The organism is Oleiharenicola lentus (genome assembly GCF_004118375.1).
Lineage (GTDB): Bacteria > Verrucomicrobiota > Verrucomicrobiia > Opitutales > Opitutaceae > Lacunisphaera > Lacunisphaera lenta.
Genome location: NZ_SDHX01000001.1, coordinates 2,056,705 through 2,083,146 on the forward strand (window position 1 = coordinate 2,056,705; position 26,442 = coordinate 2,083,146).

Below are 26,442 nucleotides of genomic sequence, written 5' to 3' on the forward strand. Positions count from 1 at the left end.
CGGTCAGCGCAAGCACCCGCACGAAATTAACCTCAGAACCCCGTTTCTTAACGAAACAGCAATTCTTATGTGACTCTAACGACTTAGACCGGGCCAGGGCCCGGCAAGAAGGGCCCCGACACCGCGATTTACTCCGTCAAAGAGTAAGAATCATACGCGCCCTTCATGAAAACGAAAAAAGTAGCGGTCAATAAACGCATCTTGGTGGGGAAACCCCTGCCCAATATTCCTTGGGAGGAGCGCCCGGCTGATTCCAACGCCCTGGTCTGGCGGCATAGTGGGAATCCGATCATCGACCTGCATCCGTTTGCGAACGCGCGCAGCGCCTACAACAGCTGTGCCATGCCGTGGGGGAGTGGCTTCATCGGAGTATTCCGCGTCGATTGGCTGTGCATGACGCCTTATCTGCACCTCGGCCGGAGCCCGGACGGATTGAAGTGGGAGCTCGATCCCACCCCGATTCGCTTCGAGGGGGCTGATCCGCTTCTGGGCAAACCGACCTTCGCCTATGATCCCCGCCTCTGCAAGATCGGGGACAAGTATTACGTGACCTGGTGCAACTCATATTACGGCTCGACGATCGGCCAGGCGTGGACCAAGGACTTCAAGACCTTTCATCAGCTCGAGAACGCGTTCCTGCCCTATAACCGCAACGGCGTCCTCTTTCCCAAGAAGATCGGGGGCAAGTACGCGATGCTGAGCCGGCCGATGGGCCTGGGCATGGCGGTGAATTACGGCGATATCTTCTATAGCGATAGCCCGGACCTGACCTATTGGGGCAAGCACCGCATCGTGATGACCCGGGGACCGCGCAAATGGGAACGCGTGAAAATCGGCCCCGGCCCCGTGCCGATTGAAACGACTGAGGGTTGGTTGCTGCTCTATCATGGTGTTTCCGACACCTGCGACAGCTTCGTCTATTGCATGGGCGCCGCGTTGCTCGATCTCGATGAACCGTGGAAGGTCCTCTATCGCTGCCAATTCCCGATCATGTCACCCGAGGTGATCTACGAGACCGCCGGGTATGTCGGAAATGTCGTTTTCCCCACGGCGGCCCTGACCGACAGCGCCACCGGACGGATCGCCATTTACTATGGCGCGGCCGACACCTGCACGGCGGTGGCCTACACGAAAGCCGACGAACTCGTCGCGTATGTAAAGAAGCACGCCACCAAGTAATCACCCGGACACTCTTCAAGCCGGCCAGTACCAGGCCGAATTAATTAACCAAAGACACTTACTGCCATGACCAAGATTGACGATTTCTCCATGGAACTGGAGTTCACCCAAACCTACCGCAACAACATGCAATCCCATGTTGCCATCCGGGAGGCAAATTGCCTGCGGGTTCAATTTCCCGCGACCTTGGGTACGATTCAGGACGGCGACCGGCTGGCCGGTCGCACCAACTGGGGCTGGGTTGGATTCTCCCCCCATAATGCCCCGCCGAACTGCGCCTATGGGTATTTCTGCCATGAGCAGAAAATCATCGATGCCGTCGAGCGCGGAAACATCCCGATCGCCCAACGCGATGCGGTCATGGAGATGCTCCACTTCTGGAAGAAGGAAAATTCCAAGGCCAAGGTGGAGTCGGCCTTCACCCCGAAGATGCTGCCGGTGCTCTTCCGCGATGAGATCGTGCCGCTCCCTTATAATTTCAAGCCGATGATCGCCCAGCCGATCTATCGGATGGCGGGCGTCTTCGTCGACTACGAGAAGCTGGTTCGGCTGGGTCTGCCCGGACTCAAGCAGGAAGTGACGGAATACCGCGACAAGGCGAAAGCCTCACAGGGCGACCATTTGCTGTTCGAGGGCCTGCTCATGGCCATCCAGGTGCTGGTCGACTCCTCCCTCCACTTCCAAAAGGAAGCCGAGGCCAAGGCGCAGGCCTGTTCGGATCCGGTCCGGGCCGAGCAGTTGAGAAAGTTGGCCGCGGTCCTGGGTTGGAATGCCGTGCGCAAGCCGGAGTCGTTCTACGAGGCCTTGCAGCTGTCATGGCTCTACACGCTCGTGAGCGGCTCGCTGGAGTTGGGCCGGATGGACGTCTATCTCGGCGATCTCTACGTGCACGACCTCGAGGCGGGTATCATCACGGAACCGGAAGCGCTGTCCTTGATGCAGTCTCTCTGGAAGCTGATCAACCAGCTGTTCCGCGATGTCGATGGTCGGATCATCATCGGCGGCCGGGGCCGGCGCAACGAGGCCAATGCCGACCGGTTTGCCCTGCTGGCGCTCGAGACAACGCGGACCTACGGGCGGGCGATTCTGCCGCAGCTGACCCTGCGCTTCTATGAGGGCATGAATCCCCTCTTGATGGAACGCTCCCTTGAGCTGATCGGCGCCGGTCACACCTTCCCGCTGCTGTATAACGACGACGTTTTGGTTCCCGGCGTGGCCCATGCCTACGAAGTGACGGTCGAGGAGGCGGAGCAGTACATGCCCCTGGGCTGCGGGGAAATCGTTCTGGACCATGTTGGTTTTGGTACCCCGAGCGGCTCCCTCAACGTGTTGAAGGCCCTGGATGTAACCATGCGTGATGGCGTCGATCACATCATGAGCAAGCGCCTGGGCTTGCCGACCGGTGATTTGCGCGATTTCCGCACCTTCGAAGATTTCTTCGCCGCCTTCAAAAAGCAGCTGGCATTCTTCATCGAGATTCTGGCCGACCATGAGGAGCTGGAGTATGTCGAATCCGGCAAGCAGGCGTCTTATCTCTACCTCAGCCTGCTCTACGACGATTGCCTGCCGCGCGGAAAAGCCATCTTCTCCGGAGGCATCAAGTACCTGGGCGGCTCGCTCGAGTCCTTTGGCACGGTCAATGCCGCGGACAGCCTCACGGCGATCAAGAAACTGGTTTTCGATGACAAGGTGATCTCCGCCGAGCGGCTCATCCAGGCGTTGAACGCCAATTTCGTGGGCTTCGAGAAAGAGCGCCGCCTGATGATCGACTGCCCGAAATATGGCAACGACGATGCCTATGCGGATGATATCATGGTGGAATTGCACGAATTCATCTGCAACACCGTGCGCGACCAGCGAAAGCGCACGAACCTCGATTGGTACCTGAACGTGCTCATCAACAACAAGCAGAACACCATTCTGGGACGCTGGGTCGGAGCGACACCCGATGGACGCAAGGCGGGTGGACCCATGGCCAATGCGAACACCCCCGCGGGCGGAAACGACAAGAAGGGCATCACCGCCCTGATCAACTCGATCGTCAAACCGAGCCACGCGATCCACGCCGGGGCGGTCCAGAACATGCGGTTCGGGTATGATTTCTTCAGCAAGGACAAGGCCAAGCTGGAGGCGACCCTGACCACCTACTTCAAGAAGGGTGGGGCGCAGGCCATGATCACGGTGATCAACAAGGGGGATCTCGAACACGCGCTCGCCGAGCCCGAAAAGTACCAGGATCTCTTCGTCCGGATCGGCGGGTTTAGCGCCCGCTATATCGACCTGCCCAAGGATGTGCAGCTTGAGATCCTGAGCCGCAAGACCTACTGAGGCCCTCGCCTGTGAGCAAACGGGGCATCGTAACCGATATCCAACGGGCCTCCTTGCACGACGGCCCGGGAATCCGGACTACGATCTTCCTCAAGGGGTGCCCGTTGCAATGCCTCTGGTGTCACAACCCAGAGGCGATTGCACCGCGACCGCAGCTCTTCTTTGCCGAAGAGCGCTGCGTGGCGTGCGGGTCCTGCGAGGCGGTCTGTCCCAACGGGGTCCATCACGTCGGGCCATCCGACCATGCGATCGAGTTCGGGCAATGTGCCACCTGCTCGCGGTGCGTCGATGAATGCAATGCGCGTGGCTTGAGGATCGTCGGCAAGGAGATGGACGCGGATGCCATCATGGCGGAGGTGTTGGCCGATGTGGAATTCTATCGCAATTCGGGCGGCGGGATGACGCTCAGCGGGGGGGAACCGCTCTACCAGCAGGCGTTCGCCCTGGAACTGTTGAATCGCGCCAAACAGATGAACATCCACACCTGCGTCGAGACCTCGGGATTTGTCGCGGCGAAGAAGTTCGAGGCCGTGCTGCCCGCGGTGGATCTTTTGCTCTTCGATTACAAGGCCACGAAAGATGAGGATCACCGTTCGTTTACCGGGGTTTCGAACGAGCTCATTCTGGCGAACCTCGACACCGCCTATCAGCGGGGGAATGATATCCTGCTCCGATGTCCGATCGTGCCGGGGTTGAACGACACCGCGGAGCACTTCGCGGGAATCAGGGCGCTGGATGAAAAATACCCGCGCATACGCGGCATTGAGCTGATGCCGTATCATGATTTCGGGAACAGCAAGCGGCCGAGTATCGGAATCGCCGAGGCATCTTCGCAGCTGCGCGTTCCGACCGCGACCGAACCGGGACAGTGGATCGAAGCCCTGAACGGGCTCGGTTGTCAGAAGGTGCGCATCGGATAAGGCCGGCATGGAAGCCATTCGTCTTGGCGTCATCGGACTTGGCGTGATGGGCAAAGCCCATGCGGCCAGTGTGGCGGCGGGGCATGTTCCCGGTCTGCAGCTGACCGCATTGGCCAAATGTGAATCGGCGGATTTCCTCGGGTCATCATCGGCCCGTTGTTTCCCATCGGCGGAGGCGCTGATTGAGTCCGCCGCGGTGGATGCCGTGCTGGTGGCCACACCTCATCCGACGCACAAAGATCTGTGCATTCGGGCCCTGCAAGCGGGGTTGCACGTCTTGGTGGAAAAGCCGGTGGGCATCCAGAAGAGTGATGTGGCGGCGATCTTGCAGGCGAGGCGCTCCGATTCCCAGGTGATGGCGGTCATGTTTCAGCAGAGAACCAATCCGATCTTCCAGCAGATCCGGGCCCTGGTGCAGGGTGGGGAACTCGGTGAAATTCGCCGTTTCAACTGGATTGTGACCAATTGGTTTCGGCCGGCTGCGTACTATGCCACTTCCCCGTGGCGGGGTACCTGGGCGGGGGAGGGGGGCGGTCTGCTGTTGAATCAGTGCCCGCATCAACTCGACCTCTGGCAATGGATCTTCGGCAGGCCGTGCCGAATCCGGGCCTTTTGTGGCTTTGGCCGCTATCACGACATCGAGGTTGAGGATGACGTAACCGCCTATTTGGAGTACGAGAACGGAACCTCCGGGGTGTTCATCGCCTCAACCGGCGAGTCACCTGGTACCAATCGCCTGGAAATTGTCGGGGAGCGCGGACGGCTTGTTTACGAGAATGGCCAGTTGCAGCATCAGCAGAATGCGTCGGACATGACCGTCTTTTCCCGTCAGGCGTCGGCGCCTTTTGCCACTTTGCCTTGCGCGACGGTGCCACACCTGGCCGCTGATACGGGTGGTCGGCATGCGGATGTCATGGCCAACTTCGTGGCGGCGATTCGGCACGGGGGGCCATTGATCGCGGCGCTGCACGAGGGGGCCCATTCGCTCGAGTTGGCGAATGCGATGATCTTGTCGGCCTGGGAGAATCGCGCGGTCGATTTGCCGCTGGATGGCGAAAGATATGCCCGGGAGTTGGCGCAGCGGATCAAGAACTCGCGCGGCTTCAGATTGCCACGGGGTGGGTGATAGCCCGAACATTTCACACCTGCTGGTGTGAATTGTTCGCCCTGTCGGGCCGACTCTGTCGGGGCAAACCGCGACTTGGTCGCTTTTCTTCGACTCGGCGTCGAAGAAAACGGATATTTTGTGATGGGTTTGGGATCAATGGGTGAAAAATCCGGGATAGGAACTTTGTCCGGAGCGAATAGGCGGTGCGAATCCGACATCATGCCTCGCCGATCTTGAATGATCTGGTCGAAGTGCGCCCGCCCACTCTCTGCGCAAAATTATTCTCGGGCTGCGTTACTACGATAGTGGCGCCACGCTGACTGCATCGAGGGGAAGGCCAACTCCGCGGGATCAATCTGGGTAGCAGGTTTGATCACGAGGGCCGTGGTTTCTTCACCCGCAAACGCACCGCTGAAGCTGGGGACGCGCGCCCGAAAGAAAAGATCCAGCACGGGATAGCGGTAGCCGCCGTAGGCGTAAGTATTGGGTTGGGAGCAGAGAAAGGAGATATCCCTGATCTCGAGCCCGGTTTCTTCGCGTAGTTCGCGCCGCAGGCCGTCTTCGGCGGTTTCGCCGACATCGATGAAGCCGCCCGGAGGAGCCAGCATGCCCTTGCCGGGGTCATTCTGCCGCCGGATCAGCAGGACTTGGTTCGCATCGTCGAAGACGAAACATGCCGCCGCCGCGGCCGGGTTGATGAACCACTCGAACGCACAATCCTTACAGACGTGATGCTTGGGCGATCTTGCCGGAAAATTCGGTGACCCGCAGCGCGGGCAGAATTTGAGTACGGGAGTCACGGACACAAAGTCGCAGTTACAGGAAGCCGAAACAACTTAGCCCGAACATTTCACACCTGCTGGTGTGGAATGTTCGCCCTGTCGGGCCGACTCGGTCGGGGCTAACCGCGACCTGGTCGCTTTTCTTCGACTCAGCGTCGAAGAAAACGGGTATTTTGTCATAGGTTTTGGATCAAGGTGTGAAATATCCGGGTCAACTACGGCCGAGTGTGGAGAGGAATCGAGTCCCGGCACAGAATCCACCCAGCAGTTTGATGCGATCAACTACCTTGGGCACATAGCGGGAGGCGACGAACGCCTGCAGTCCGTTGTCCATCGCCGTGTTTTTCCAATCCTTGTGCTTTTTGTCCAGCTGCGCGAGATGGGCGGAGAAGTATTCCTGGGCCGCTTGCGACCTGAGCAAGAGGGACTCGCTGGACCAGTTGACTTTGGACACCCCGGCCTGAACGGCGGCCTGCAAGCTGGCGACGGGCAACCCGGAAGAACCGTGCAAGGCTATGCCAATGGGGCGTCCCGCCAACGCGGTGGCCCGTTTCTGGTGCGCGCCAACCGCCTCGGCGCTGAAGGTCGGGTAGCCATCGGAACCGAGTCCGTGCTGCGTGCCTACGCCGGGGGCCCACCAAGCGAGGTAGCCCGGATTGTTTTTCTCGGCGGCACCGAAGAGCGTATCGCAATCAGTCAAAGGCGACACGCCGGCGTCCACGCCGGCCTCCATCTCGAGCGTCAGCGGAAGATTCCTCTGCGTCGCGCTGGCGCACAATTTGCCAATGGCCGCGATGTTCTCCGCCGGTGTCATTTCCGAGGAATCGAGCGAGAGGGAGGAGAAACGAGGCATCGCCGATTCCAGAATCGCGGTCGTTTCGGGCCCCTTGATATGGTCGGTATGCAGGACCACGGGCACCTGCTGAAAAGTGGCGTGGTTGGCCAGCACGTTGAGCTCGGCATGATACCGGGAGAGCCCGAGCAGGGCATCCCCGGCACCGAAGCTGCGCCCCTTCAACTGCCAAAGGCTGGTTTCGATCATGATGGGAGCATCGCATTGGCGGGCGGCCTCGAGCACGTCGTATACGGAGGCGGGGCTGTCAGCGTTGACTGCGAGCACCGCATATTTGTGTTGGAGCGCATCGGCGATGAGCTCCCGGGTTTGGGTGGGGGTGAGGAGCATGATAGGTGGCGCCTAAACTCTAGATAGCAGTTTTGATGTGCTTGATTTTGAGATATTCGAACACCGCTTTGCGGGACAGCTCGACCCCGTAGCCGCTGTCCTTCCAGCCTGCGTAGGGACCGTAATTGGTGTTCACGGCGCCATGGTTCACGCAGACGGTGCCAGCTTCCAAAGCTTCCGAGATCTTCACCGTGGCGGTGTGGTCCTTGGTAAAGAGGTAGGCGGCGAGGCCATAGGAAGTGTCGTTGGCCAGCGCGATGGCCTGCTCGTTGGTGTCGAATGCTTGGAAGGGAATCACCGGGCCAAAAGTCTCCTCTCGCATGACAAGCATGTCGGCGGAGCAACCGGTGAGGATGGTGGGCGGGAAATAGAGGCCTGCGGCGAACGCCGCGCCGGTGAGACGCTGGCCGCCGGTAACCAGTTTGGCGCCCTTCTGCACGGCGTCCTTCACATGAGCCAGAGAGGTCTTGGGGCCGCTGGCGGTGGCCATGGGCCCGAGGTCTACCTTCGGATCGGTAATGCCGTCACCAATCGTCATCTTTTCCCCGATGGCCTTCAATTTCGCGACGAGCGCGTCGTGAATGGAGCGATGGGCATAGACGCGGTTCACGGAGCTGCAGGATTGACCGCAGTTCCTGAATCCCTTGTAGGCGATGATCTTCGCGGCGAGGTCGAGATCCGCATCGGAGCAGACAATGGCCGGACAGTGGCCGCCCAGTTCGAGGGACACCTTTTTGAGGAAAGGGGAGACGACCTGCATGATCCGTTTACCCACTTCGCTGGACCCGGTCATGGCGATCTTCTTGACCAACGGATGCTGCATGAGCGCCTCACCCAGCGAGGCGCCGGGGCCGTTGAGCACATTGATGACACCGGCCGGAATGCCGCCCTCGACGAGGGTCTGGCAGAAGGCGGTCGGCGACATCGGCGTGACCGTCGTGGGCTTGACGACCACCGTGCATCCTGTGGCCAGGGCCGGGCCGAGTTTCCAACTCAGCAGGGAGACCGGGTAGTTCCAAGGTGTGATGAGGGCGCAGACGCCCACCGGCTGATAAATGATGGAAGAACGGTAGGCGCGATCCTCGGTGGGGCTGATGACGCCCTCGATGCGGACGCCCTCGGCGGCGTAGTAGTCCAGGGTGTCGCAGGAGCCGCCGATCTCCGAAACCGACTGGGCGAGCGGTTTACCCTGCTCCAGCGCCATGAGGCGGCCGATGTGGTCGGCGCGCGTGCGCACATAGCCCGTTGCCTTGGTGATGATCTTCTGGCGCTCGTAGGCGGTAAGTGCGGCCCAAACGGGAAACGCGCTTTGCGCGGAGCCGACGGCCCGGTCGACATCCGCTTGACCGGCCTTGGCAATCTGGCCAATCGGCTCACCGGTGGCCGGAGACTTGATGGTGAAGGTCGCGCCATCAGCAGCGGGGCACGGTCGGCCGTCGATGAGGTTGCGGATTTCGTGGATGGTTTCAGTAAGTGGCATGGCGAAAAAGGAATCGGATTACAGTTGCGGATGAATGCAGACCTTGAGGGCTTCACCGGACTCCATCAGGCCGAAGGCCTCTTCGATCCGGGCAAGCGGCAGGGTGTGGGTGACGATCTTGCCGGCGGGGAAGCGGCCGCTGTTGATCAGCGCGAAGGCCGCTTGGAAATCGCTCTTCTTCTCCGAATAGGAGCCGCTGATCTCGAGTTCCTTGTAGTGGATGGTGTTCACGTTGAGCGTGGCGGTCGGAGCCGACTTGGGCAGGCCGGCAAAGAAGTTCACGCGTCCGGCCTTGCCGGCGATTTCGAGGGCGTCGTTCTGGGCGGCGGCCGCACTGACCGCGACGATGACGACATCCGGGCCGAAGCCGCCCGTGAGGCGGGCCACTTCCTCGCGGTGGGAGCCGTCAGGCTTGACCAGCACGGTGGCGTCGAGGTCGAACGCGCGGGCCATTTCGAGCCGGCGCGGATTGTTGTCGAGGACGATGACCTGTTGCGCGCCCTGCAGGCGGGCAAGCGTGGCATGCATGATGCCAATGGGACCGGCACCGATGACGGCGACCGTGTCCTTGAGGCCGATGCCGAGACGGCTGTGGGCGTTCATGCAACAGCCCAGCGGCTCCGCCACGCTGAGGTGATCGGAGGGGAGATCGTTGGTGGCCTTGAAGAGATTGCCCTGACGGACGGCGAGGGCGGGGACCTTCATGAACGGGGCGAAGGCCCCGTCATGATGATAGGAGATGGTCGTGCGGTTCGCCGTCAGGTTGGCGCGTCCCGCCTCGACATAGCGGTCCGTGCCACTGACGAGCACGATGTACATGACAACCCGATCACCGACCTTGATGGGGGAGTCGGGGGCTCGTGATTCGACCACGCGGCCGCAGAACTCATGGCCGAGGATCCGCGGCGGCTTGATTTTGGCGTCACCATGGCGATAGGTGCGCAGGTCGGTGCCGCAAACACTGCATGAATCGATGGCCAGCAGCATTTCCCCATCGTCGAGGGTCGGGTCGGCGACGGTTTGGACGGGCAGTTGTTCTTTTCCGAGATAGACAGCAGCTTTCATGGGAAGGTTGGGTTCAGCTCATCCAGTTCTTGGCGGAGGCGGCGGACCATTTTTTCGTGACCTTCCGGGTCTTGGTCCAGAAAGCCAGGCCATCGCGGCCGGTGATGTCGCCGATGCCGAAACGGGATTCGTTCCAGCCGCCGAAGGCGAAGGGTTCGCGGGGCACTGGCACGCCGATGTTGATGCCGACCATGCCGGCGTTGGCCCGGGCCTCGAAGTAGGCGGCGGTGCCGCCATCGCTGGTGTAGATGGCGGCGGCGTTGCCAAAGGGGCTGGCGTTCTCGATCGCGAGCGCCTCGTCCAGGGCCTTCACCCGCAGGATGGAGAGCACCGGTCCGAAGATCTCGTCGCAGGCCCATTCCTGGCCGGGCACCACGCCGTCAATGATGGTGGGGCCGACGTAGTTGCCGCCCTCCTTGCCCGCCACCTTGGCGCCGCGGCCGTCGAGCAGGACCTTGGTGGAGCCGGCGGCAGCGCGGTCGATGTAGCCGACGATGCGGTCGCGCGCCTTCGGATTGATGATGGCGCCCATGTCCTGGCCCAAGCGGATGCCGCGAGCCACATTGATGATGGCTTCGATGATATGGTCGCAGTTGCCGACGGCGAGCAGCACGCTGGCGGCCATACAGCGCTGGCCGGCGCAGCCCATGGCGGAACTGACGACGTTGCGCGCCGTGACCTCCGGATCGGCATCCGGCATGACGACGAGGTGGTTTTTGGCGCCACCGAGGGCCAGCATGCGCTTGCCGGCGGCGGTGCCGCGGGCGTAGACCGTGCGGGCCACCGGGGTGGAGCCGACAAAGGCGGCGGCGGCGATACCGCGGTGATCGAGCAGCGCCTCGACGGTCTCGCGACCGCCCTGCAGCACGTTAAAAACACCGGCAGGCAGTCCGGCCTGGCTCAGCAACTCGGCCAGCCGCAAGGGAGTGAACGGAACCTGATCAGACGGCTTCAGGATGAAGCTGTTTCCCGTCGCGATCGCCAAGGGAAACATCCAAAAGGGGACCATGGCCGGGAAATTGAACGGAGTGATGCCGGCGGTGACGCCGAGCGGGTAGCTGCGCGTGTAGCAGTCGACCCCGCTGCTCACTTCCAGGAGTTCGCCGGTGATGAGCTGCGGCAGGGAAGTGGCATACTCGACGACCTCAAGGCCCTTGCGAATGCCGGCCTCGGACTCGGCCGGGGTCTTGCCGTTCTCGGCTGTGACGAGTTGCGAGAGTTCGGCGATGTTGTCTTCGACGAGCTGCTTGAAGCGGAAGAGCGGTTGCACCCGTTCCTTCACCGGGGTGGCGCGCCACTCAAGGAAGGCCTTTTGAGCCGCCGCCACGGTTTGGTCCAACTCGGCGGTCGAGGCGGGATGGAGAAGACCCAGAGGCTTGCCATCCACCGGGGAATTCAAGGTTGTGCCGGCCGCGCCGGAGCTAGGCAGGCGTTGACCGCCAATGTAGTGATCGACCGCCTTGAGCGTCGGGGCCGTGGAAGCTGATGGATTCATAGATTTGGGATCAAAAGGTTGATTGCGGGAGAAGTTACTATGCTCGGCGCACGCCGCCTTGGACCGCGACGGCGAGACCGCCCAAGACGCCGGCGCGAGTTCCGAGTTGGGAGCGCAAAATGCGGATATCGTCGGGGGGAAACATTTTCACCCGCTGCAGGAGAGTGCGACGAAGCGGGACGATCAGCAGGTCGTCCAACGCCGCCACGCCGCCACCGAGGACAATCAGCTCAGGATGCAGGGTCAGCACCACGCCCGCCGCCACCTGTCCCAGGTAGCTGCCGGCGCGGTCGAGGGCGGCCTGCACGCCGGGATCGCCGGCCCGCGCCGCCGCTCCCATGAGTTCGCAGCTGACCCGGGCGACATCACCGGCGCAGAGCTCGTGCAAGCGGGGGGCATTGCCACTGAGAAGGAGGCGGATGCCCTCGGCGGTCAGGGCCGGTCCGCTCACCAGCGTTTCCAAGCAACCCTGGCTGCCGCAGCTGCACCACGGGCCGTCCGGTTGCACGCAAATGTGGCCCAGCTCACCCGCCGCTCCCAACGGGCCCAGCCGAAGTTGTCCGTCAATGACCACTCCCCCGCCAACACCGGTGCCCAGGGTGAACAAGATCATGGACTGGACGTCCCGTCCGTGGCCGAACATGAATTCACCCAAGGTCGCCGCCCGGGCATCATTCAACAGATACACGGGGCATTTCAGTCGGGCGGAAAGATTCGCCCCCACATGCACATCGCGCCATTGGGTCGGCAAATTGGGCAGAAAACGAGTCACGCCGGTGGGGACATCCACCAGACCGGGCACGCCGAGCCCCACCGCGGCCGGCCGTTGTCCGGCCCGGGCCGCCAGGCGGTCGATCGTATCGGCGATGCGTTCCACCACGGCCGCCGGACCTTCATGACTCGCCGTCGGCTGCTTTTCCTCGGCCACGAGTTGGCCGCTGGCGTCGCCGAAACCGACGGTGAAGTTGGTGCCACCGAGATCGACGCCGGCAAACAGTCTCTTCTTATCCGGGCTCATCTGGACAGGAGCGGCTGCAGGAATGCCCCGCTTTCGCGCAGCGCCCTTTGCCGGGATTCGAGGGAGCCCTCATAGGCGCGGTCTTCGACCTCAATGCAAACGGGCCCCTGGTAGCCAATGGCGGAAAGGGTCTGGAAAAAGAGGGGCCAGTCGACCACACCCCGGCCGGGCAGCACCGGTTGGTGAAACTCCAAGGGCGTGGCCATGATGCCGACGTCGTTCAGCTTTGCCCGATCGATCTGAACATCCTTGGCGTGGACATGGAAGATGCGACTGGCGAACTCCCGCAGTGGGCTGATCGGATCCATCATCTGCCAGGCCAGATGAGACGGATCATAATTTAGACCGAGGGCCGGACTGGGGATGCGGCGGAAGAGTTCCCGCCAATTGCGCGGAGAGGTGGCGAGGTTCTTCCCGCCGGGCCACTCGTCCTGACTGAAGAACATCGGACAGTTCTCGATGCCGATCCGCACCCCCGTTTGCTCGGCATGGCAAACGATGACCGGCCAGCGTTCCTCGAACACCTGCCAGTTGTCGGCGAGCGAACGAGCCGGGTCACGGCCGATGAAGGTGTTGACCTGATTCACGCCCAACAGGGCGGCAGCAGAGATCACCTTCTTCAGGTGTTCGATGTACACGGCCGCTTCGGCTGCATCAGGGCTGAGCGGGTTGGGATAGTAACCAAGTCCCGAAAGGCCGATGCCGGCGGCGGTGAATTTCGCCCGGATGGCGGCGGCGCCGGCGGCGTCGAGGGTCGTGACATCAATGTGGGTCACGCCCGCGTAGCGGCGCTCGGCCTTGCCGACGGGCCAGCACATGATCTCAACTGTTTGAAAACGGTTGGCCCTGGCGAAGGCCAGCACTTCGTCGAGGGACTGATCAGGCAGAATGGCGGAAACGAATCCTAATTTCATGGGGTAGGGATGGGGTTAACAGTTTTTCAGGATCCGACTTTCACCCAGGCTCCGGTGCGATGGCTGCGGGCGATGGCTTCGCAAAGCAGAAGTTCGCGGTGACCGTCGGCAAAAGTCGCATAAAGCGGTTCGGCGGAACGGCGCCCGGCGCTGATGTCCGCGTAGATGGCCCGGTAGAGTTGCTTGAAGCCGTCGGGGAAACCCTCGGCGTGGCCGGCGGGGTAGTTCGAATAGGCGGCGACATCCGCACTCAGCATCGACGGATCACGCAACATGAGCTGATTGGGCGCACCGCGTTGGCCCAGCCAGAGCTCATCAGGGCGCTCGCTGTTCCAAGCCAGGGCCTGTTTGGAGCCTGCGACTTCCAGGCGGACACAGTTTTTTCGGCCGGCTGTGACTTGGGAAACCGTCACACAGCCGCGCGCGCCACCCTTGAAGCGCAGCAAGATCGATGCGTAGTCGTCGGTGGTGATCGCCACGGGTTTAACCGCGGGGGGTGGGGCGCCTTTCTTCCCGGAAAAAGTCTCAACCGAGCCTTGGGCGGGGCGCTGGCGCACGGGGTGGACCGTGCGGAGGTCCGCGCAGACTTCCTCCACCTCCAAGCCGGTGACAAATTGGGCCAGATCGAGCCAGTGTGTGCCAACATCGCCGACGGCGCGGAGTTCGCCGCCCTCCTCTGCGAGCACGCGCCAGTTGAAATCGGTCGGCAGGAGCAGCCAGTCCTGCTCGTAGCTGCCGTGCAGGTGGAACACCTCGCCCAGTTCCCAGCGCTGGATAAGCGACCGGGCGTGCAGCATGCAGGGATAAAAGCGGATGTTGTAGTTTACCGCGCAGATCAGGTGCGGATTCGCGGCGGCCGCCGCCACCAGTTCGGCTGTCTCCGCCGAGGTCATGCCGAGCGGTTTCTCGCAGATCACGTGTTTGCCGGCGGCTAGGGCGTCGATCACCTGCCGGTGGTGGAGCCGGTTGGGGGAGGTGAGGTGGAGGACCTGTACGTTTGGATCGGCGAGGATTTCGGCGAAGGAGGCGTAGCCGACAGCAAGTCCATGGCTGCGCGCGGCGGCAGTGGACTTTTCTGGCGTCGAGCCAAGAATTCCGCGCACGGGAATCGCCAGGCGTCGCAAGGCCTCGAGGTGAACTGGGCCGATGAAACCGGTGCCGACGATGGCAGCAGTGGGAGAGGCAGGAGTTGGCCGTGGCATGGTGTGATCCATATCGGTTTCAGCATCAGGTTGGGTGAGACGAACCGGGCGAAAACGCGCTTAATATAGCCTTTGTTGCCGCGAGCAGCCATGTCTGTGGCGGCAAAGGCATGCTTATTTGCGCACGATTGAGACGACCGGAGCAGGCCTGGAGTTCGGGGGAGCAGGTGGCCTCTTGCCCCTGTCCGTACTCAGGTAAGGATTGCTGCTGCACGCCAAAAGCTGGCGCAGCAATATATATCTGGGTTGCGGACAAGAGCCTGCCGGCACTGTAGCCAGCCTGCGCGAGGGCGGCACAGCTCCAAAATGCGAAACCTCGTGGCAGAGGCGCCGATCGAGGTGGCTCGACCGCGATTGGATCAGAGACTTTGCTGGTTCACACTTTTGGCTCCCAACCCGGCTCGTAATCGCGGCGCCACAACTTGGCGGCCTCGGCGTCGTGTTGTATGCGTCCGTTGGTCGGATCGCACTGGAGGGTGCGACCGACGCGGGCGGCAATGTTGCCCAGGTGCAGCATCGTGACGCTCGGATTGGCCTCGGAGATCGGCGATGTGAGTTTGGCTCCTTCGCGGATCGCATCGGCAAAGTTCCGGAAGTGCGCCTTGTCGGCCTCGAGTCCGGTGCTGCTCAGCGTGTTGGTCGAATCCACGGCGCTCCCGGGCTTCACTTCCTTGATGAGCTTGTTCTTCGGGTCGTAGAAGGCGTAATACTCGCCGTCGAGCAGCGCGGAGCCCTCGGTCCCGTGCACCATGGCGCCGCGCGAGCGGCCCTCGATGGGATAGCTGTTACAGCTGCGTCCCTCCCAGGACATGCTTTTCCCGTCGGCATACTCCCAACCGATCACCTGCGTGTCAGGTGTCTCCCAATCGTCCTGATAGTGATAGCGACCGCCCGACGAAGTGACCTTGGTGGGATGCGTCCCGCCGAGCGCCCAGCGACAGACGTCCATCTCGTGGGTGCCGTTGTTGAGAGCCTCGCCTGTGCCCCAATGCCAGTGCCAGTGCCACTTGTAGTGGATGACATTGTCGTTGAAGGGGCGGCGTGGAGCCGGCCCCTGCCAGAGTTCATAATCGAGCCAGGCGGGCACCGGCGCGAGCTTGCCGCGACCGATGGACGGGCGGGCATTGGTGTACCAGCCACGCGCAAAGTAGGCGCGACCGATGGCGCCGGCGTGGATCTGCGCGATCGCCTCCTGCATGGCGGGAAACGAACGGCGCTGGTTGCCCATCTGCACGAGACGGCCGTACTTCGCGACGGCTTGGAGCAACAGTTCGCCCTCGTGTGGGTTATGGCTGCACGGCTTCTCCACGTACACGTGCTTGCCCGCAGCCAGCGCCATGATCGTCATGGGCGCGTGCCAGTGATCGGGGGTGGCGATACCGAGGGCATCGACGTCCTTGTCTTCGAGGGCACGACGAAAATCCTTGATGGTTTTGGGCACGCTTGTCTGGACCTTGGCGGTCGCAGCGAGCCCTTTGGCGAGGGCCCGGTCGTCGACATCGCAAAGGTAGGCGATCTCGGTGTTGGGCAGCGACGCGAAGCATTGGATCAAGGCGATGCCCCGGCTGTTGAGACCGGCGATGGCGACCCGCAGGCGACTGTTGGCGGAGGCCGGAGCAGCGGCACGTGCCGAGGGAGAAAAGCGGTGAAGCAGGCCCAGGCCGATGCCGGCCACGACTGATTGATGGATAAATTTGCGACGGTTCATGGTCAGGATATGGGTTGATGGCGTTGGGAGAAATGAATCATTTCAGGATTTTCGGCCAGCCGGGCCGTGGGCCCGCAGATAGGCCAGGCTGCGTTCAAGCTCGCCGCGCTGGTATTCTTGTTCGAAAGCCTCCGGATCGGCGCCTGCGGGCGCCTGGACAGTCGGGATCGCGTGCCCGCGCCGGCAAAGGGCCAGGAATTCCACGATGTCGGCGGCGCGCACGGCCGGATAGACTTTCCAGTAGTCAGGTTGCAGGTACGGGATGGGGCGGGGCGAATTGGAGATGGTCTCCAGCAGCAAGGGCACGTCCGGGCAGAGCCGGGCCATCGTGGCGACATACGCGGGCACATCCATCAAGCCCTCGCCGACCGCCGTCCACTGAAACATGGCTCCCTCCGGCGTCGGCCAGACCATGTAATCGCGGATGCTGGTGCAGGCCACGTAGCGGCCGAGCTGCTCGAGCTGGCGCATGGGATCCTCCATGGCCCAAAGGGCGTTGCCCGGATCCAGCATGACGCCCGTGGTATCGGCTCCGGCCGCCTGGATGACCTGCAACATTTCTTCGGTGCGCAGGTCGGCGGCATGGTTTTCCACCGCGAACTTCAAGCCGGCGTCCTGCGCGCGCGTCCGCACGGACCGCAGGGCGTGGATCAACTCGGCCATGCGCGCCTCGATTCCACCGGGAGTGGAACGATCCGCTAGGTTGCCGATCCGACAGTTCACCACCGATGAGCCCAGCGCCGTCGCCACCCGCACGCCCAGCGTGAGCAGATCATCCACGCTGCCGTAGTCCTTAAGAAAGGTTGTGCTTCCCGGAGTGACGCTGCCGATCCCGACATAGAGGCGAATGCCTGCACTCGCGGCCGCCTGCCGCAGACCGGTCAGGTAGGCATCATCGAGCCGCTCGAACGCCTTCAGGCCGTTGAACAACACGGCATCGAGCCGTTGTTCGGCAGCGTAGGCAATCAGGCGGCTGGCCGGCCACTTGTAGGCCCGCAGCGAATACGCGTCCATGCCGAGCGGTACGTTGCCTCCCGCTCCCGGGGACGCGGCCCGAAGCGAACACGCGAGTGAGCTCGCCGCCGCCATGGCGGTGAGGCGGATGAATTCCCGGCGCGGCAGGCCGGATGATGGGGAGCAAGCTGTCATGGGAGGAAGCGTTGGGCTGGGATCCGGGCGGACGGACATTTCGGTGGGGGCAGCTTTCATGCGTGTGCAATCTCTGGGTTAGTCGTTCTTCGCGGCGCCCTTCGCTTTCTTTCCGCCGGGCGGCTTGGGCTCCCAGCGGAAACTCTCGCCCTCGGTGATCAGGCGCAGCTGGTTCGTCTCCGGTCCGGCCGGGGCGAATGACTTCGGCGCGCTCGCCTTCATCCGCTCGATCACGGCCTGATGGCCGCCGGCGGGCGCGAGATTGTTCCACTCGTTTGGATCTTCGGTGAGGTTGTAGAGTTCCTCCGTATCGTCCGCGTAATGGATGTAGCGCCACTGCTGGTTCACGACGGTGTAGCCGCCCGGCTTGATTTCGCACAGCAACACCTCGCGATCCCTGGCCTGCGCGGGATCGCGCAGGACTGCAGCCAGTGACTTCCCTTCCAGGCCCGAGTCCGGAGCAAGACCGCAGAGATCAACCAGGGTTGGATACATGTCGATGGCGCTGACCGTCGTGTCGACCTTGGCCGGGCGCGCGATCCCCGGTCCGGCCCAGATGAAGGGAATGCGGGCGGTCTCCTTCCAGAGCGTGTGCTTGCCCCATTGGCCCTTCTCTCCGTGGTGGTAGCCTTGGTCGCTCCAGAAGATGACGATGGTGTTGTCCCGCTCCGGGCTCGCCTCCAAGGCATCCAAGACGCGGCCCACCTGCGCATCGGCATAGGAGGTGCAGGCGAGATAGGCCCGCAGGACTTCCTTCATGATACCCAGTTCATTGAGCTTGTCGTGAATGGAGGCCTTGCGGTGATCGTAGAACTTGCGAATGGCCGGCGGCAGATCAGCCGTATCATCCTCCTTGATCTGGGGAAGCTGGATTTCATCGAGCGGATACAGGTCGTAGTATTTCTGCGGCGCGTAGTTCTGGAAGTGCGGGGCGTACAGGCCCAAGGCGATGAAGAAGGGCTGGGCGTGCTGGCGCTGGAGGACGTTGATCACCCAGTCGGTCTGCTGCGTATCGGCCATGTCCTTTTCCACCTCGTTGGGCAGCGGAGCGTATTCCATGAAGGACCGATCGGTGCCGGGATTCTGCTGGCGCGTGAAACGACTGAAAGGCAGCGGGGTCGGCAGCGGCGCGCCTTGCCGCCAACTGTCCACCGGCCACCCGCTTTCACGCTGGGCCTGGGTGCGGACATGGAAGTCGGTCCAGCCGCGCACATCCACGAAACCGGCCGGGTGATGAAACACCTTGCCCGTACCGTACGTCTGGTAGCCCGCCTGCTGGAAGGCCACCTGCAACGGCCGAAGGTCGGGACGGTCGCGCCAGTAGACTTGAGTAGTATAGGCTCCCGTGGTCGAGGGATGCCGCCCAGTGAACAAGGCGGAACGCGCAGGCGCACAGAAGCTGCCGCAGGCCTGTGCGTGCATGAACGTCACCCCGCGGGCCGCCAGGCGATCTAGATTGGGTGTCTTGGCCTTGATGGGCGAATCCAAGGGGCCGACCCAAGCGTTGAGGTCATCCGTGGCGATGAAGATGATGTTGGGCGCCTTGCTGGGAGAGGCAGCCGACGCCATCAGCGGGGAGATGATCATCGCCGCCAGCACGATGATCACAGTCCTTGGACTAATGCGGAAACCACCCAAGTGCGATGCGAGTAGGAGATTCATATCTGAGCCCGGGTTGGTTGCGCTGGGGTTTACGTTTGGGTTCTCGGCCCGTTTTCCTCACCGCGAGGAGGATGGCGGAAGATTGTCCACTGAGAGGAAGAAGACTTGGTCGCCCGTGTGCTGCGGAAAGGCCAACACGCCCAGTTCCGGCGAGAAACCCGGGTCGGTCGGGTTGCGCAGACCGGAAAGTACCACGCTGACCCGGCCGGTTTGCGCATGAATCCTCAGCAGTTTGCCGGCGGCCCAATCAGTGACGTAATAACTGTCGCCCGCCTTGGTGATTCCCTCCAGATTTCCGGCTTCCCTGGAGAGCGTCTCAATTTTCCGCGTGACCAGGTCGATGCGCAGAAGATCGCCGACTTTCGAGGTGTTGAAGGTTCCGGGTTCACTCAAAACGCCCCATGAGGCCACGATGAGTTTGCCCGCATCGATTGTGAGTCCATCGGGGGCTTCCAAGCGATCGGTTTCAAGCCAGACCTCGACTGCGCCGGATGCTGGCACGATCCGGTAGATCCGGTTGGCGAAGAAGTCCGAGACGTAGAGGTCGCCGTTGCCGGCGAGGGCGATGTCATTGAGGAACTTTCCCTCGGGGATGGGGAAGAACCGCGAAATCGTCCGCCGCCCGATGTCGATCTGGTGCACACCCTCCCGGTCGACAACGTAGAGAAAGCGGTCGGTCGCCACCATGCCGGACGGCGCGTGCATCCGCTCGGTCAGGCCGATCCAAAAGGGCTCGATGACCTTGCCGGTGGCGTCGAGCCGGGAGATCCAGCCGTAGGCGTCCTTGGCCAGCGAGATGCCACCGCCCAGATTCGAGACGAACCACGTCTTGCTCGGCGCGTGCCAGGTGCATTGGTCCGGCGCATCAAACGGCTGCGCCGGCAAGGCGTTCAAATCCTGAATCCACTTCCCGTAAGTGGATTTTGACAGGGGAAGATAGACGTCCGGTGCTTCGGCGATCCGGTGGTTGATGAAGCCGATGGCCCCCCGGTAATCGAGGCTGCGAAGTTTCTTCAGCACGCGGGTCAGGTCGAAATTGCCCCGGTAGAGAGGCTTGAGCGTGGAGTATTCCCACTCGCTGCCGTTGACCTGACTGGGGAGATTGTCGCTTCCGGCAATCGTGACGTAGCCCAGATGATCCTTCACGTTCTCCAGCACCTGCTCGATGCGATCCGCGTTGCCGGCCCGGATCTCATGGCAGGTGTGCACAGCCAGAGTGAAGTTCGGGCGGTTGATCTTTTTGACGTAAACCAGCGCCTCCTCCGCCGTGGCGATCACGTTCTTGCTGTGAGGATAGAGGGTGACCTTGAGTGATTTGCCGGAGGCGTATTCGACCAGCGCCCGGATTTCTGTTTCCAACCGATCGGGGGTGATTCCGTCCTGCGGCTTGCCCGTGATCAGCCAGAGGTCGGTGCCGGTCCCGGCCAGCCGATCCACCACTTGCACCCAGTCGCGGCTGAAACCGGTCTGGGGGTCGTAGCCGAGGACGTAGAACGCGGCGAAAATCCTGACGTCAGCTCCCTGCCGGGCGGCTTCTTCATACTGGGACAAGTTCGCCAATTTGGCCGCGCTCCCGATGTCCACGGCCAGGCCGGCATAACCGTGGCGGCGCAGCATGCTCACCTGCTCTGCGACGGGCAATTTTTCCAGTCCGCCAAAATTGTAGGTGAACAAGGGCCAGTCATAGCGAAGAGCGGGACTCGCTTCGACCCGACCCGACCAGGCGAGCAGGAATGACGCGAGATAGAGCAGCGCCCTGCCGACGGCATGGAGAGGGTTTTTAGCGGGAAGACTCATGGGGTTGCGAGGGTGTTGTCGGGGTGGACGTAGCAGTTGGAAAACCCGACCGGGCGGTAGGTTCAGCGGTATTTTCCGCGGACAGTAGCGAGTAGACGCTGATGGCGCTGTTGAAGAAGTCGGGCAGGACGGTAACGCCGCCGTTGATCCATTCATGGATGCCCCGCTCGCGAAAGTCGGCCAGGCAGTCCCGCAGGGCGCGTTGGGCCAGAGTGGGATCGCGGCGGGCGAGGACGGGCACCAACCAGGCGAGCGGAGTGGCCCAGTAACCACCATTCTGGTAGACGCCCTCGGGACGGTATTCAAAGGTCGATTGCCAGGTTGAATAGGTGAGCAAATGACGGATCTGCCCTTTCTGCGCATACCGGTCGTAGTTGTTGACGAGAAAATTGAGGGCCTTCTGCTCCTGTTCGTTGGTCGCCAGATTGCGACTGATCACAAAGGCAGTACCCCACACGTCGTATTGTCGGCACAGGCCGTCCGCGGCGTAGAAAGCCCCCGAATCCCGGTCCCACAACCGCCCGATATTCTTTTTGATGAGTTCGGCCCGGCGCAGGTATTCGTCTGGCTCGCCGACGCCCGCCTTCTGGCAAACCCGGGCCATCTGGCTGCAAGCTTCGTAGTAGAGGGCGGAGCACATGAGCAGATGTCCGGTCTGACGCACGATGTCGGTGTAGCCATAAACGCACTGAGGGTTGTCCGGCCGGTTGTAGACCAGGCCGTTTTCCGCCCGGTTGATGTGGTCCAGTCCGCGGCGGAGGGCGCGTTCATGCCGGCGCAAAAAATCGAGGTCCCCGGTTCGTTCCACGTAACGGCAGACCGCACTCGCCAGGAACGCGGCATTCTCCAGCGCGTGGTCGGCCATGGGGGAGCGTTCACCTCCCGGGCTGTAAATCGGTTTGCCGGCGGCCGTGACCCGGTCGGGAATGCAACCGTCCTTCCGTTGCCCGGCCAGCAGGAATTCCAGGTAACCGCTGGTTTCCTGGGGCGACAGGAGATCACCAGCGAACTCGACGAAATACGCGAAGTCGCGGGTAAAGAGCAGACCGTAGTGTTTCAGCGCATCAGTATAAAAGACGGTGCGTCCGTCCTTGTAGGTGGCGCGGTTCGTGGCCACCAAGCCGGCGGTGTAGGTTTGCAGCCATCGGGCGTCCTGTTGAAATTCAGCGTCCGTGGGCACAAAGGCCGGGAGGGCGGCCGGCAGGGAAATCGGGAGCGAGCAGGTCATCGCGGTGGCGAGCACGCCCAGGCGGAAGCGGGTGACCGCTCGCGCGAGAATAGTGCGTTGGGGGGGCGGTTTCATGACGGTGAACGGCGAGCGGGGAGGGGGGAACAGACCGATGGAGGGCGAGGCCAGACGAGGAACGGGTATGCAGAAGGGGCGTGGCCGACCAGGAGGCGAGGATAGGCAGGTAGCGAGGCGATGAGAGTATCAGGCCCAGGCGGGGTGGGGCATCCCATTAACAGGGGATGCGCGGCGCCTCGCGCAGCCAGACGACGGGCGAAATCAGGGCGACGGGTATCCGGGCGGAGGCTGGCCGAGGCCCCAGATTTTGTCAGGTAATTCGCCCAGTTCCAATTCCAAGGTGCCACCTTGCATGATCGCCGCGTGGCTGATGAACGGTGTGTCCAGCGGTCGGCCGTTGAGCCTGGCTTTCTGAATATACTTCTTCTCGCGGCTGGCGCCGGGCGCGACGACCGTGAACGATCTGCCGTTTTGCAGATGGATCGTGGTCCGCGTGAATATCGGACTGGTGATCGTGTAATATGGCAGTCCTGGGGTGACGGGATACAACCCCATCGAGGTGAAAACGACGAAGGCCGACATGCCGCCACCGTCCTCGTCACCGGGGATGCCAAAGATGTTATCCTTGAACCACACATCCAGGAGGAAGCGGGTGCGCTTCTGGGTCTTCCAAGGGGCTCCGACATAATTGTAGAGAAACGGAATGTGGAACGACGGCTCGTTGCCCATGGCGAACTGGCCGACCAAGCCGGTTGAATTCGCTCCATCAACATAGAACAGCCTGCGCGGCATCCCGAGCGGCTCGCGGAACAGCTGGTCGAGCCGGGCCTCCGTCGCCTTGGCCCCCCCGAGCAGTTCGACCAACCCGGGGATGTCGTGCTGGACCTGCCAGGCATAGGTCCAGCCGTTGTTCTCGTCGTAATACTCCCGGTAGCCCGGTCCGCCGGCGGTCTTCGGATCGATCATGATCCACTCGCCCTTGTCGTCTTTCGGCATGAAGAGCCGCTCCTGCGGATGCCAGAGATTCCGGTAAAATCCCCCCACGAGGGAGAAGGATTCGAAATCATCCGTCTTGCCGAGATCCTTGGCCAATTGCGCGAGCGTCCATGCGTCGAACGCCACGCCGAGCGTGATCGCGACGGGCTGGCGTTTCTCAAAGCCATCCACCAGCGGTTCGGTCTCCTTTTCGCCCGGGTGCAGGGCCGGGAAGTAACCTTGCGCATAGAAGAAGTCGTCGAACCCGACCTTGGCGTGTCCCTGTCGCCACGGGAGGAGGGTTCCTTCGGTCAGGTTCTTTTTGATACCGGCGTACGCGACCTGCAGGTCGTAGCCTGTGATGCCCTTGCGGTGGGCGTCCAGAAAGAGCGACGCCGAGTGATAGGCGTTCATGCACATCCGGTTGCCGAAAACCTGCGGGAAGGTCGGCAGCCAGCCGCTTTGCTGATACATGAGCGTGTAGGAGTTCAGCACGTCGCTTTGCATCTGCGGGTCGAGGATCGTGCGCAGGGGATGCGTGGCGAGGTAGGTGTCCCAGACCCAGTCATCGACGTAGAAGGGACGGTCGCTGCGATGCACCTGTCGGTCATAGCCGCTGAAATACCGGCCGTGCTCGTTGATATCGACCATGCGCTCGTGCGTGCGATAGAGTGCGGTGTAGAAGGAGCGGCGTTGTGCCTCGGTGCCGCCCTCGACCGCGATCTGTTCTGTGACTTTGGCCCAGGCGGCCTGTCCCTGCTCCAGCAGCGTCGCAAACGAGGAATCTCCGGCCTCGAGATCGTAGTTCCTCTTCGCCTGCTCGATGCTGATGTAGGAGATGCCGTAGCAGAGCAATACGCGGGCGGGGGCCTCGGCCGGCAGAGCGAGGGCGGCTTTGCGCTGGGTGGTGTCGAGTTGCGTGCCTGCGATGGGCCGGCCGCTCTCGTCCTTGAGCTCCGCATACGCATAGACCGTCTGACTGAGCACCGTCGGCGTGACGCCGCCGTTCGTGAAGCTGAACTCGTCCTCGAAGGTGAATGCATTCGGACCGGCGGAGGTCACCTTCAACTGCTCGCTGCCGGTGAACAGCAGGTGCCGTGCTGTGGTCGTAGGGGCGGGAAAATCGATCTGGTAGATCGCGGCCTTGGCGGCGGGCGTGAAACTCACCCGGACGGCACTCTCGATTAGGTAGGTGGAGTAGTGCCACGGACGGACGACCTCGAGATCGTGATCAATCGGCATCTTGCTTTTCCACGAATCGGTCGTGACCGAGCCGAGCACGATCTTCATCGGGAAGACGCCCGCCTGGCGATGGGCGCCAACCTGCAACGGGAAGCCGGCCACCTGATCGTCGATGTAATCCGTCTTGGCGGGCACAATCCGGAGCATCTGATTCGGCCGGCTGAAGGTCGGATAGGTCGGCACGAGCAGTATCGAGACATTGCCGATGCGCGGATCGATATACTGCGTGGAATCCTGACCAAACGCCGAATGGCCCAGACCGACGCCCAGGGCCAGACAAACCAAGAGCGAGGGAAGACGCATGGAGGAGGTGAGGGAGCGGGTCGAAAATGCCCGGCACCTCGATCAGGAGCTCTTCGGGTTCGGGTTGGTCGACCCTTTTGCGTTTTGCTCGGCTTGCGCCAGCAACGCCTTGGCCCGGGCCAGCACCGCGGCGTGATCCTTGTTGCTTACGAGGTTCGTGAATTCCCCGGGATCGGCATCCAAGTCGTAAAGCTCCGCCTTGTCGGGCGAGCCCCACTCGGTATAGCGCCAGTGATCAAACCGGATGGCACGACCGAGTTGCTCACCCCGTTTGACCACCGTGTAGGCGCACTCCTTTCCTGCCACCGTGGAGTCCCTCAGCAGCGGTACGAACGAACGCCCCTGCAAGCTGGACGGAGGCGTGAAACCACTCAACGCGACCAGCGTGGGGAAGAGGTCGACCATTTCCACCAAGGCCTTGCTGGAGTTGCCCTTGGTCATGCCCGGAACCCTGACGAGCATGGGCATCCGGGCCGCCTCCTCGAACAGTGTCACCTTGCCCCACATAAAGTGTTCGCCCAGATGATAACCGTGATCACCGACGAACACGATGATGGTGTTCTCCCACTGACCGCTCTGGTGCAGGGCTTCGATGATGAGGCCGAGCTGGGCATCAATGAAGGAGATGCAGGCGTAGTAGGCCTGCATGAACCCACGACGACGGGCCTCATCCTCTTGCCCGAGCGCAGGGAACCCGTAGTCCAGATACTGGTTGGTCTTCGCCAGTGCCGGAATGTCGTTCCAGTCGTCGGCAGGTGAGCGACTCAGCTTGATGGAGTCGACCGGATACTTCGCGAAATAGGCATCGGGCGCCAAAAAGGGGATGTGGGGTTTGTGGAAACCGCAGGCGATGAAGAAGGGTCGGTTGCCGCTCGCGTTATCACTGATCCAGGCGGCGACCTGCCGGGCATTCTTGCCATCGGCGTGTTGGTCGTCGCGCAGTCCCGTGGGTCCAAACCCCGGCCCGAGGCCTTTGACCCCCTGGTTACGGGTCTGCGGGGCAATCGTGAGCAGGTGATCCTTCCACGCTCTGCGGTTCTTGGGCGTGGTGATCGGACCGTGCTCCCGCTCAAACGCGACCCGCGCGACCCGCTCCAGTTCCATCTCATCGTTCTCAAACGCCAGCGTCTGGTCCCAGGTATCGTTGCCCGGGTTGTCCAGGGGGCGGTGAAACACCTTGCCCACCGCCGCCGTCCAGTATCCAGCCTGACGAAAGGCCTTGGGGAGCGACACCGCACCGGGGAGGGCTTCGGCGAACTTGGCTTCATTGTCCAAAACACCCGTGGTTTGTGGGTACATGCCACTCAGAAAGGAAGCGCGGGAGGGCCCGCAGACGGGATACTGACAGTAGCTGCGCTGGAAAGTCGTGGCCTCCTTGGCCAGACGATCGAGCACCGGGGTCATGACACCTTCATAGCCTGTCGGCCGGATACGCGAGCTAAGATCATCGCTGATCACAAACAACACGTTTGGTCGCTTTTGAGTCGGAGTTGGTTCGGCCTGAACCAGCCCGCCGCAACCCAGCGCCGTGAACATCGACAGGGTCAGGTAAATCAGACCATTCGAGCGAGAGAGAATTGTAGGGGTGTTCATGCGAAGCGAATGGTTGCGACAAGGTGGGGTGGCGGTGTCCGATGCTGAGTGAATAAGAGTATCAGGCTCTTCCGTTGTCAGGCATCCCCTGTT

At 62.1% G+C, this 26,442-nt stretch carries 19 protein-coding genes; 4 read left to right on the forward strand and 15 right to left on the reverse strand.

Features of this window, described 5'->3' with window-relative positions:
• Nucleotides 1-165: 165 nt before the first annotated feature.
• The 4 genes from ESB00_RS08570 (at nt 166) to ESB00_RS08585 (ending at nt 5,553) form a co-directional block, all read left to right on the forward strand.
• Nucleotides 166-1,179 carry a glycoside hydrolase family 130 protein gene (locus ESB00_RS08570; RefSeq protein ID WP_129047285.1) on the forward strand — a complete coding sequence of 338 codons (1,014 nt, stop codon included), beginning with the start codon at nt 166-168 and terminating at the stop codon, nt 1,177-1,179.
• Nucleotides 1,180-1,269: 90 nt separating this feature from the next.
• On the forward strand, nt 1,270-3,507 hold the full coding sequence (locus ESB00_RS08575) for a pyruvate formate lyase family protein (protein ID WP_164976104.1): 2,238 nt from the start codon (nt 1,270-1,272) through the stop codon (nt 3,505-3,507).
• A gap of 11 nt (nt 3,508-3,518) precedes the next feature.
• Nucleotides 3,519-4,427, forward strand: coding sequence for a glycyl-radical enzyme activating protein (locus tag ESB00_RS08580; RefSeq protein ID WP_218938712.1), 909 nt, complete (start codon nt 3,519-3,521; stop codon nt 4,425-4,427).
• Nucleotides 4,428-4,434: 7 nt separating this feature from the next.
• Nucleotides 4,435-5,553: a Gfo/Idh/MocA family protein gene (locus ESB00_RS08585; RefSeq protein ID WP_129047288.1), complete on the forward strand. Its 1,119-nt coding sequence runs from the start codon at nt 4,435-4,437 to the stop codon at nt 5,551-5,553.
• Between the two features lie 260 nt (nt 5,554-5,813).
• On the opposite strand, the gene ESB00_RS08590 is transcribed toward ESB00_RS08585, so the two are convergent.
• From ESB00_RS08590 to ESB00_RS08660, 15 genes are all read right to left on the reverse strand, one after another.
• Nucleotides 5,814-6,335, reverse strand: coding sequence for an NUDIX domain-containing protein (locus ESB00_RS08590; RefSeq protein WP_164976106.1), 522 nt, complete (start codon nt 6,333-6,335; stop codon nt 5,814-5,816).
• A gap of 193 nt (nt 6,336-6,528) precedes the next feature.
• Nucleotides 6,529-7,500 (reverse strand): class II fructose-bisphosphate aldolase, encoded by a 972-nt coding sequence (locus ESB00_RS08595; RefSeq protein WP_129047290.1) that lies wholly within the window; start codon nt 7,498-7,500, stop codon nt 6,529-6,531.
• 19 nt (nt 7,501-7,519) lie between these two features.
• Nucleotides 7,520-8,980 carry an aldehyde dehydrogenase family protein gene (locus ESB00_RS08600; RefSeq protein WP_129047291.1) on the reverse strand — a complete coding sequence of 487 codons (1,461 nt, stop codon included), beginning with the start codon at nt 8,978-8,980 and terminating at the stop codon, nt 7,520-7,522.
• Between the two features lie 18 nt (nt 8,981-8,998).
• Nucleotides 8,999-10,045, reverse strand: coding sequence for a zinc-binding dehydrogenase (locus tag ESB00_RS08605; RefSeq protein WP_129047292.1), 1,047 nt, complete (start codon nt 10,043-10,045; stop codon nt 8,999-9,001).
• 13 nt (nt 10,046-10,058) lie between these two features.
• A complete protein-coding gene (locus ESB00_RS08610) occupies nt 10,059-11,540 on the reverse strand; it encodes a CoA-acylating methylmalonate-semialdehyde dehydrogenase (RefSeq protein WP_129047293.1) in 1,482 nt (493 codons plus the stop codon).
• 37 nt (nt 11,541-11,577) lie between these two features.
• Nucleotides 11,578-12,558: an ROK family protein gene (locus ESB00_RS08615; protein ID WP_129047294.1), complete on the reverse strand. Its 981-nt coding sequence runs from the start codon at nt 12,556-12,558 to the stop codon at nt 11,578-11,580.
• Nucleotides 12,555-13,472, reverse strand: coding sequence for a sugar phosphate isomerase/epimerase family protein (locus ESB00_RS08620; RefSeq protein ID WP_129047295.1), 918 nt, complete (start codon nt 13,470-13,472; stop codon nt 12,555-12,557). The genes ESB00_RS08615 and ESB00_RS08620 overlap by 4 nt, the downstream gene beginning before the upstream one ends.
• A 26-nt stretch (nt 13,473-13,498) precedes the next feature.
• Complete coding sequence (locus ESB00_RS08625; RefSeq protein ID WP_129047296.1) at nt 13,499-14,674, reverse strand: Gfo/Idh/MocA family protein; 1,176 nt, start codon at nt 14,672-14,674, stop codon at nt 13,499-13,501.
• 376 nt (nt 14,675-15,050) lie between these two features.
• Nucleotides 15,051-16,382, reverse strand: coding sequence for a Gfo/Idh/MocA family protein (locus ESB00_RS08630; RefSeq protein WP_129047297.1), 1,332 nt, complete (start codon nt 16,380-16,382; stop codon nt 15,051-15,053).
• Nucleotides 16,383-16,424: 42 nt separating this feature from the next.
• Complete coding sequence (locus ESB00_RS08635; RefSeq protein WP_164976107.1) at nt 16,425-17,531, reverse strand: sugar phosphate isomerase/epimerase family protein; 1,107 nt, start codon at nt 17,529-17,531, stop codon at nt 16,425-16,427.
• Between the two features lie 78 nt (nt 17,532-17,609).
• Nucleotides 17,610-19,139: a sulfatase gene (locus ESB00_RS08640; protein WP_218938713.1), complete on the reverse strand. Its 1,530-nt coding sequence runs from the start codon at nt 19,137-19,139 to the stop codon at nt 17,610-17,612.
• Between the two features lie 111 nt (nt 19,140-19,250).
• Nucleotides 19,251-20,990, reverse strand: coding sequence for a TIM barrel protein (locus ESB00_RS08645; RefSeq protein ID WP_129047299.1), 1,740 nt, complete (start codon nt 20,988-20,990; stop codon nt 19,251-19,253).
• Nucleotides 20,974-22,293: a glucosidase family protein gene (locus ESB00_RS08650; protein WP_129047300.1), complete on the reverse strand. Its 1,320-nt coding sequence runs from the start codon at nt 22,291-22,293 to the stop codon at nt 20,974-20,976. The genes ESB00_RS08645 and ESB00_RS08650 overlap by 17 nt, the downstream gene beginning before the upstream one ends.
• 204 nt (nt 22,294-22,497) lie before the next feature.
• Nucleotides 22,498-24,756, reverse strand: a complete 2,259-nt coding sequence (locus ESB00_RS08655) for a GH92 family glycosyl hydrolase (protein ID WP_129047301.1) — start codon at nt 24,754-24,756, stop codon at nt 22,498-22,500.
• 42 nt (nt 24,757-24,798) lie between these two features.
• Entirely contained in the window at nt 24,799-26,349 is a 1,551-nt protein-coding gene (locus tag ESB00_RS08660; protein WP_129047302.1) for a sulfatase, read from the reverse strand.
• Nucleotides 26,350-26,442: the final 93 nt, after the last annotated feature.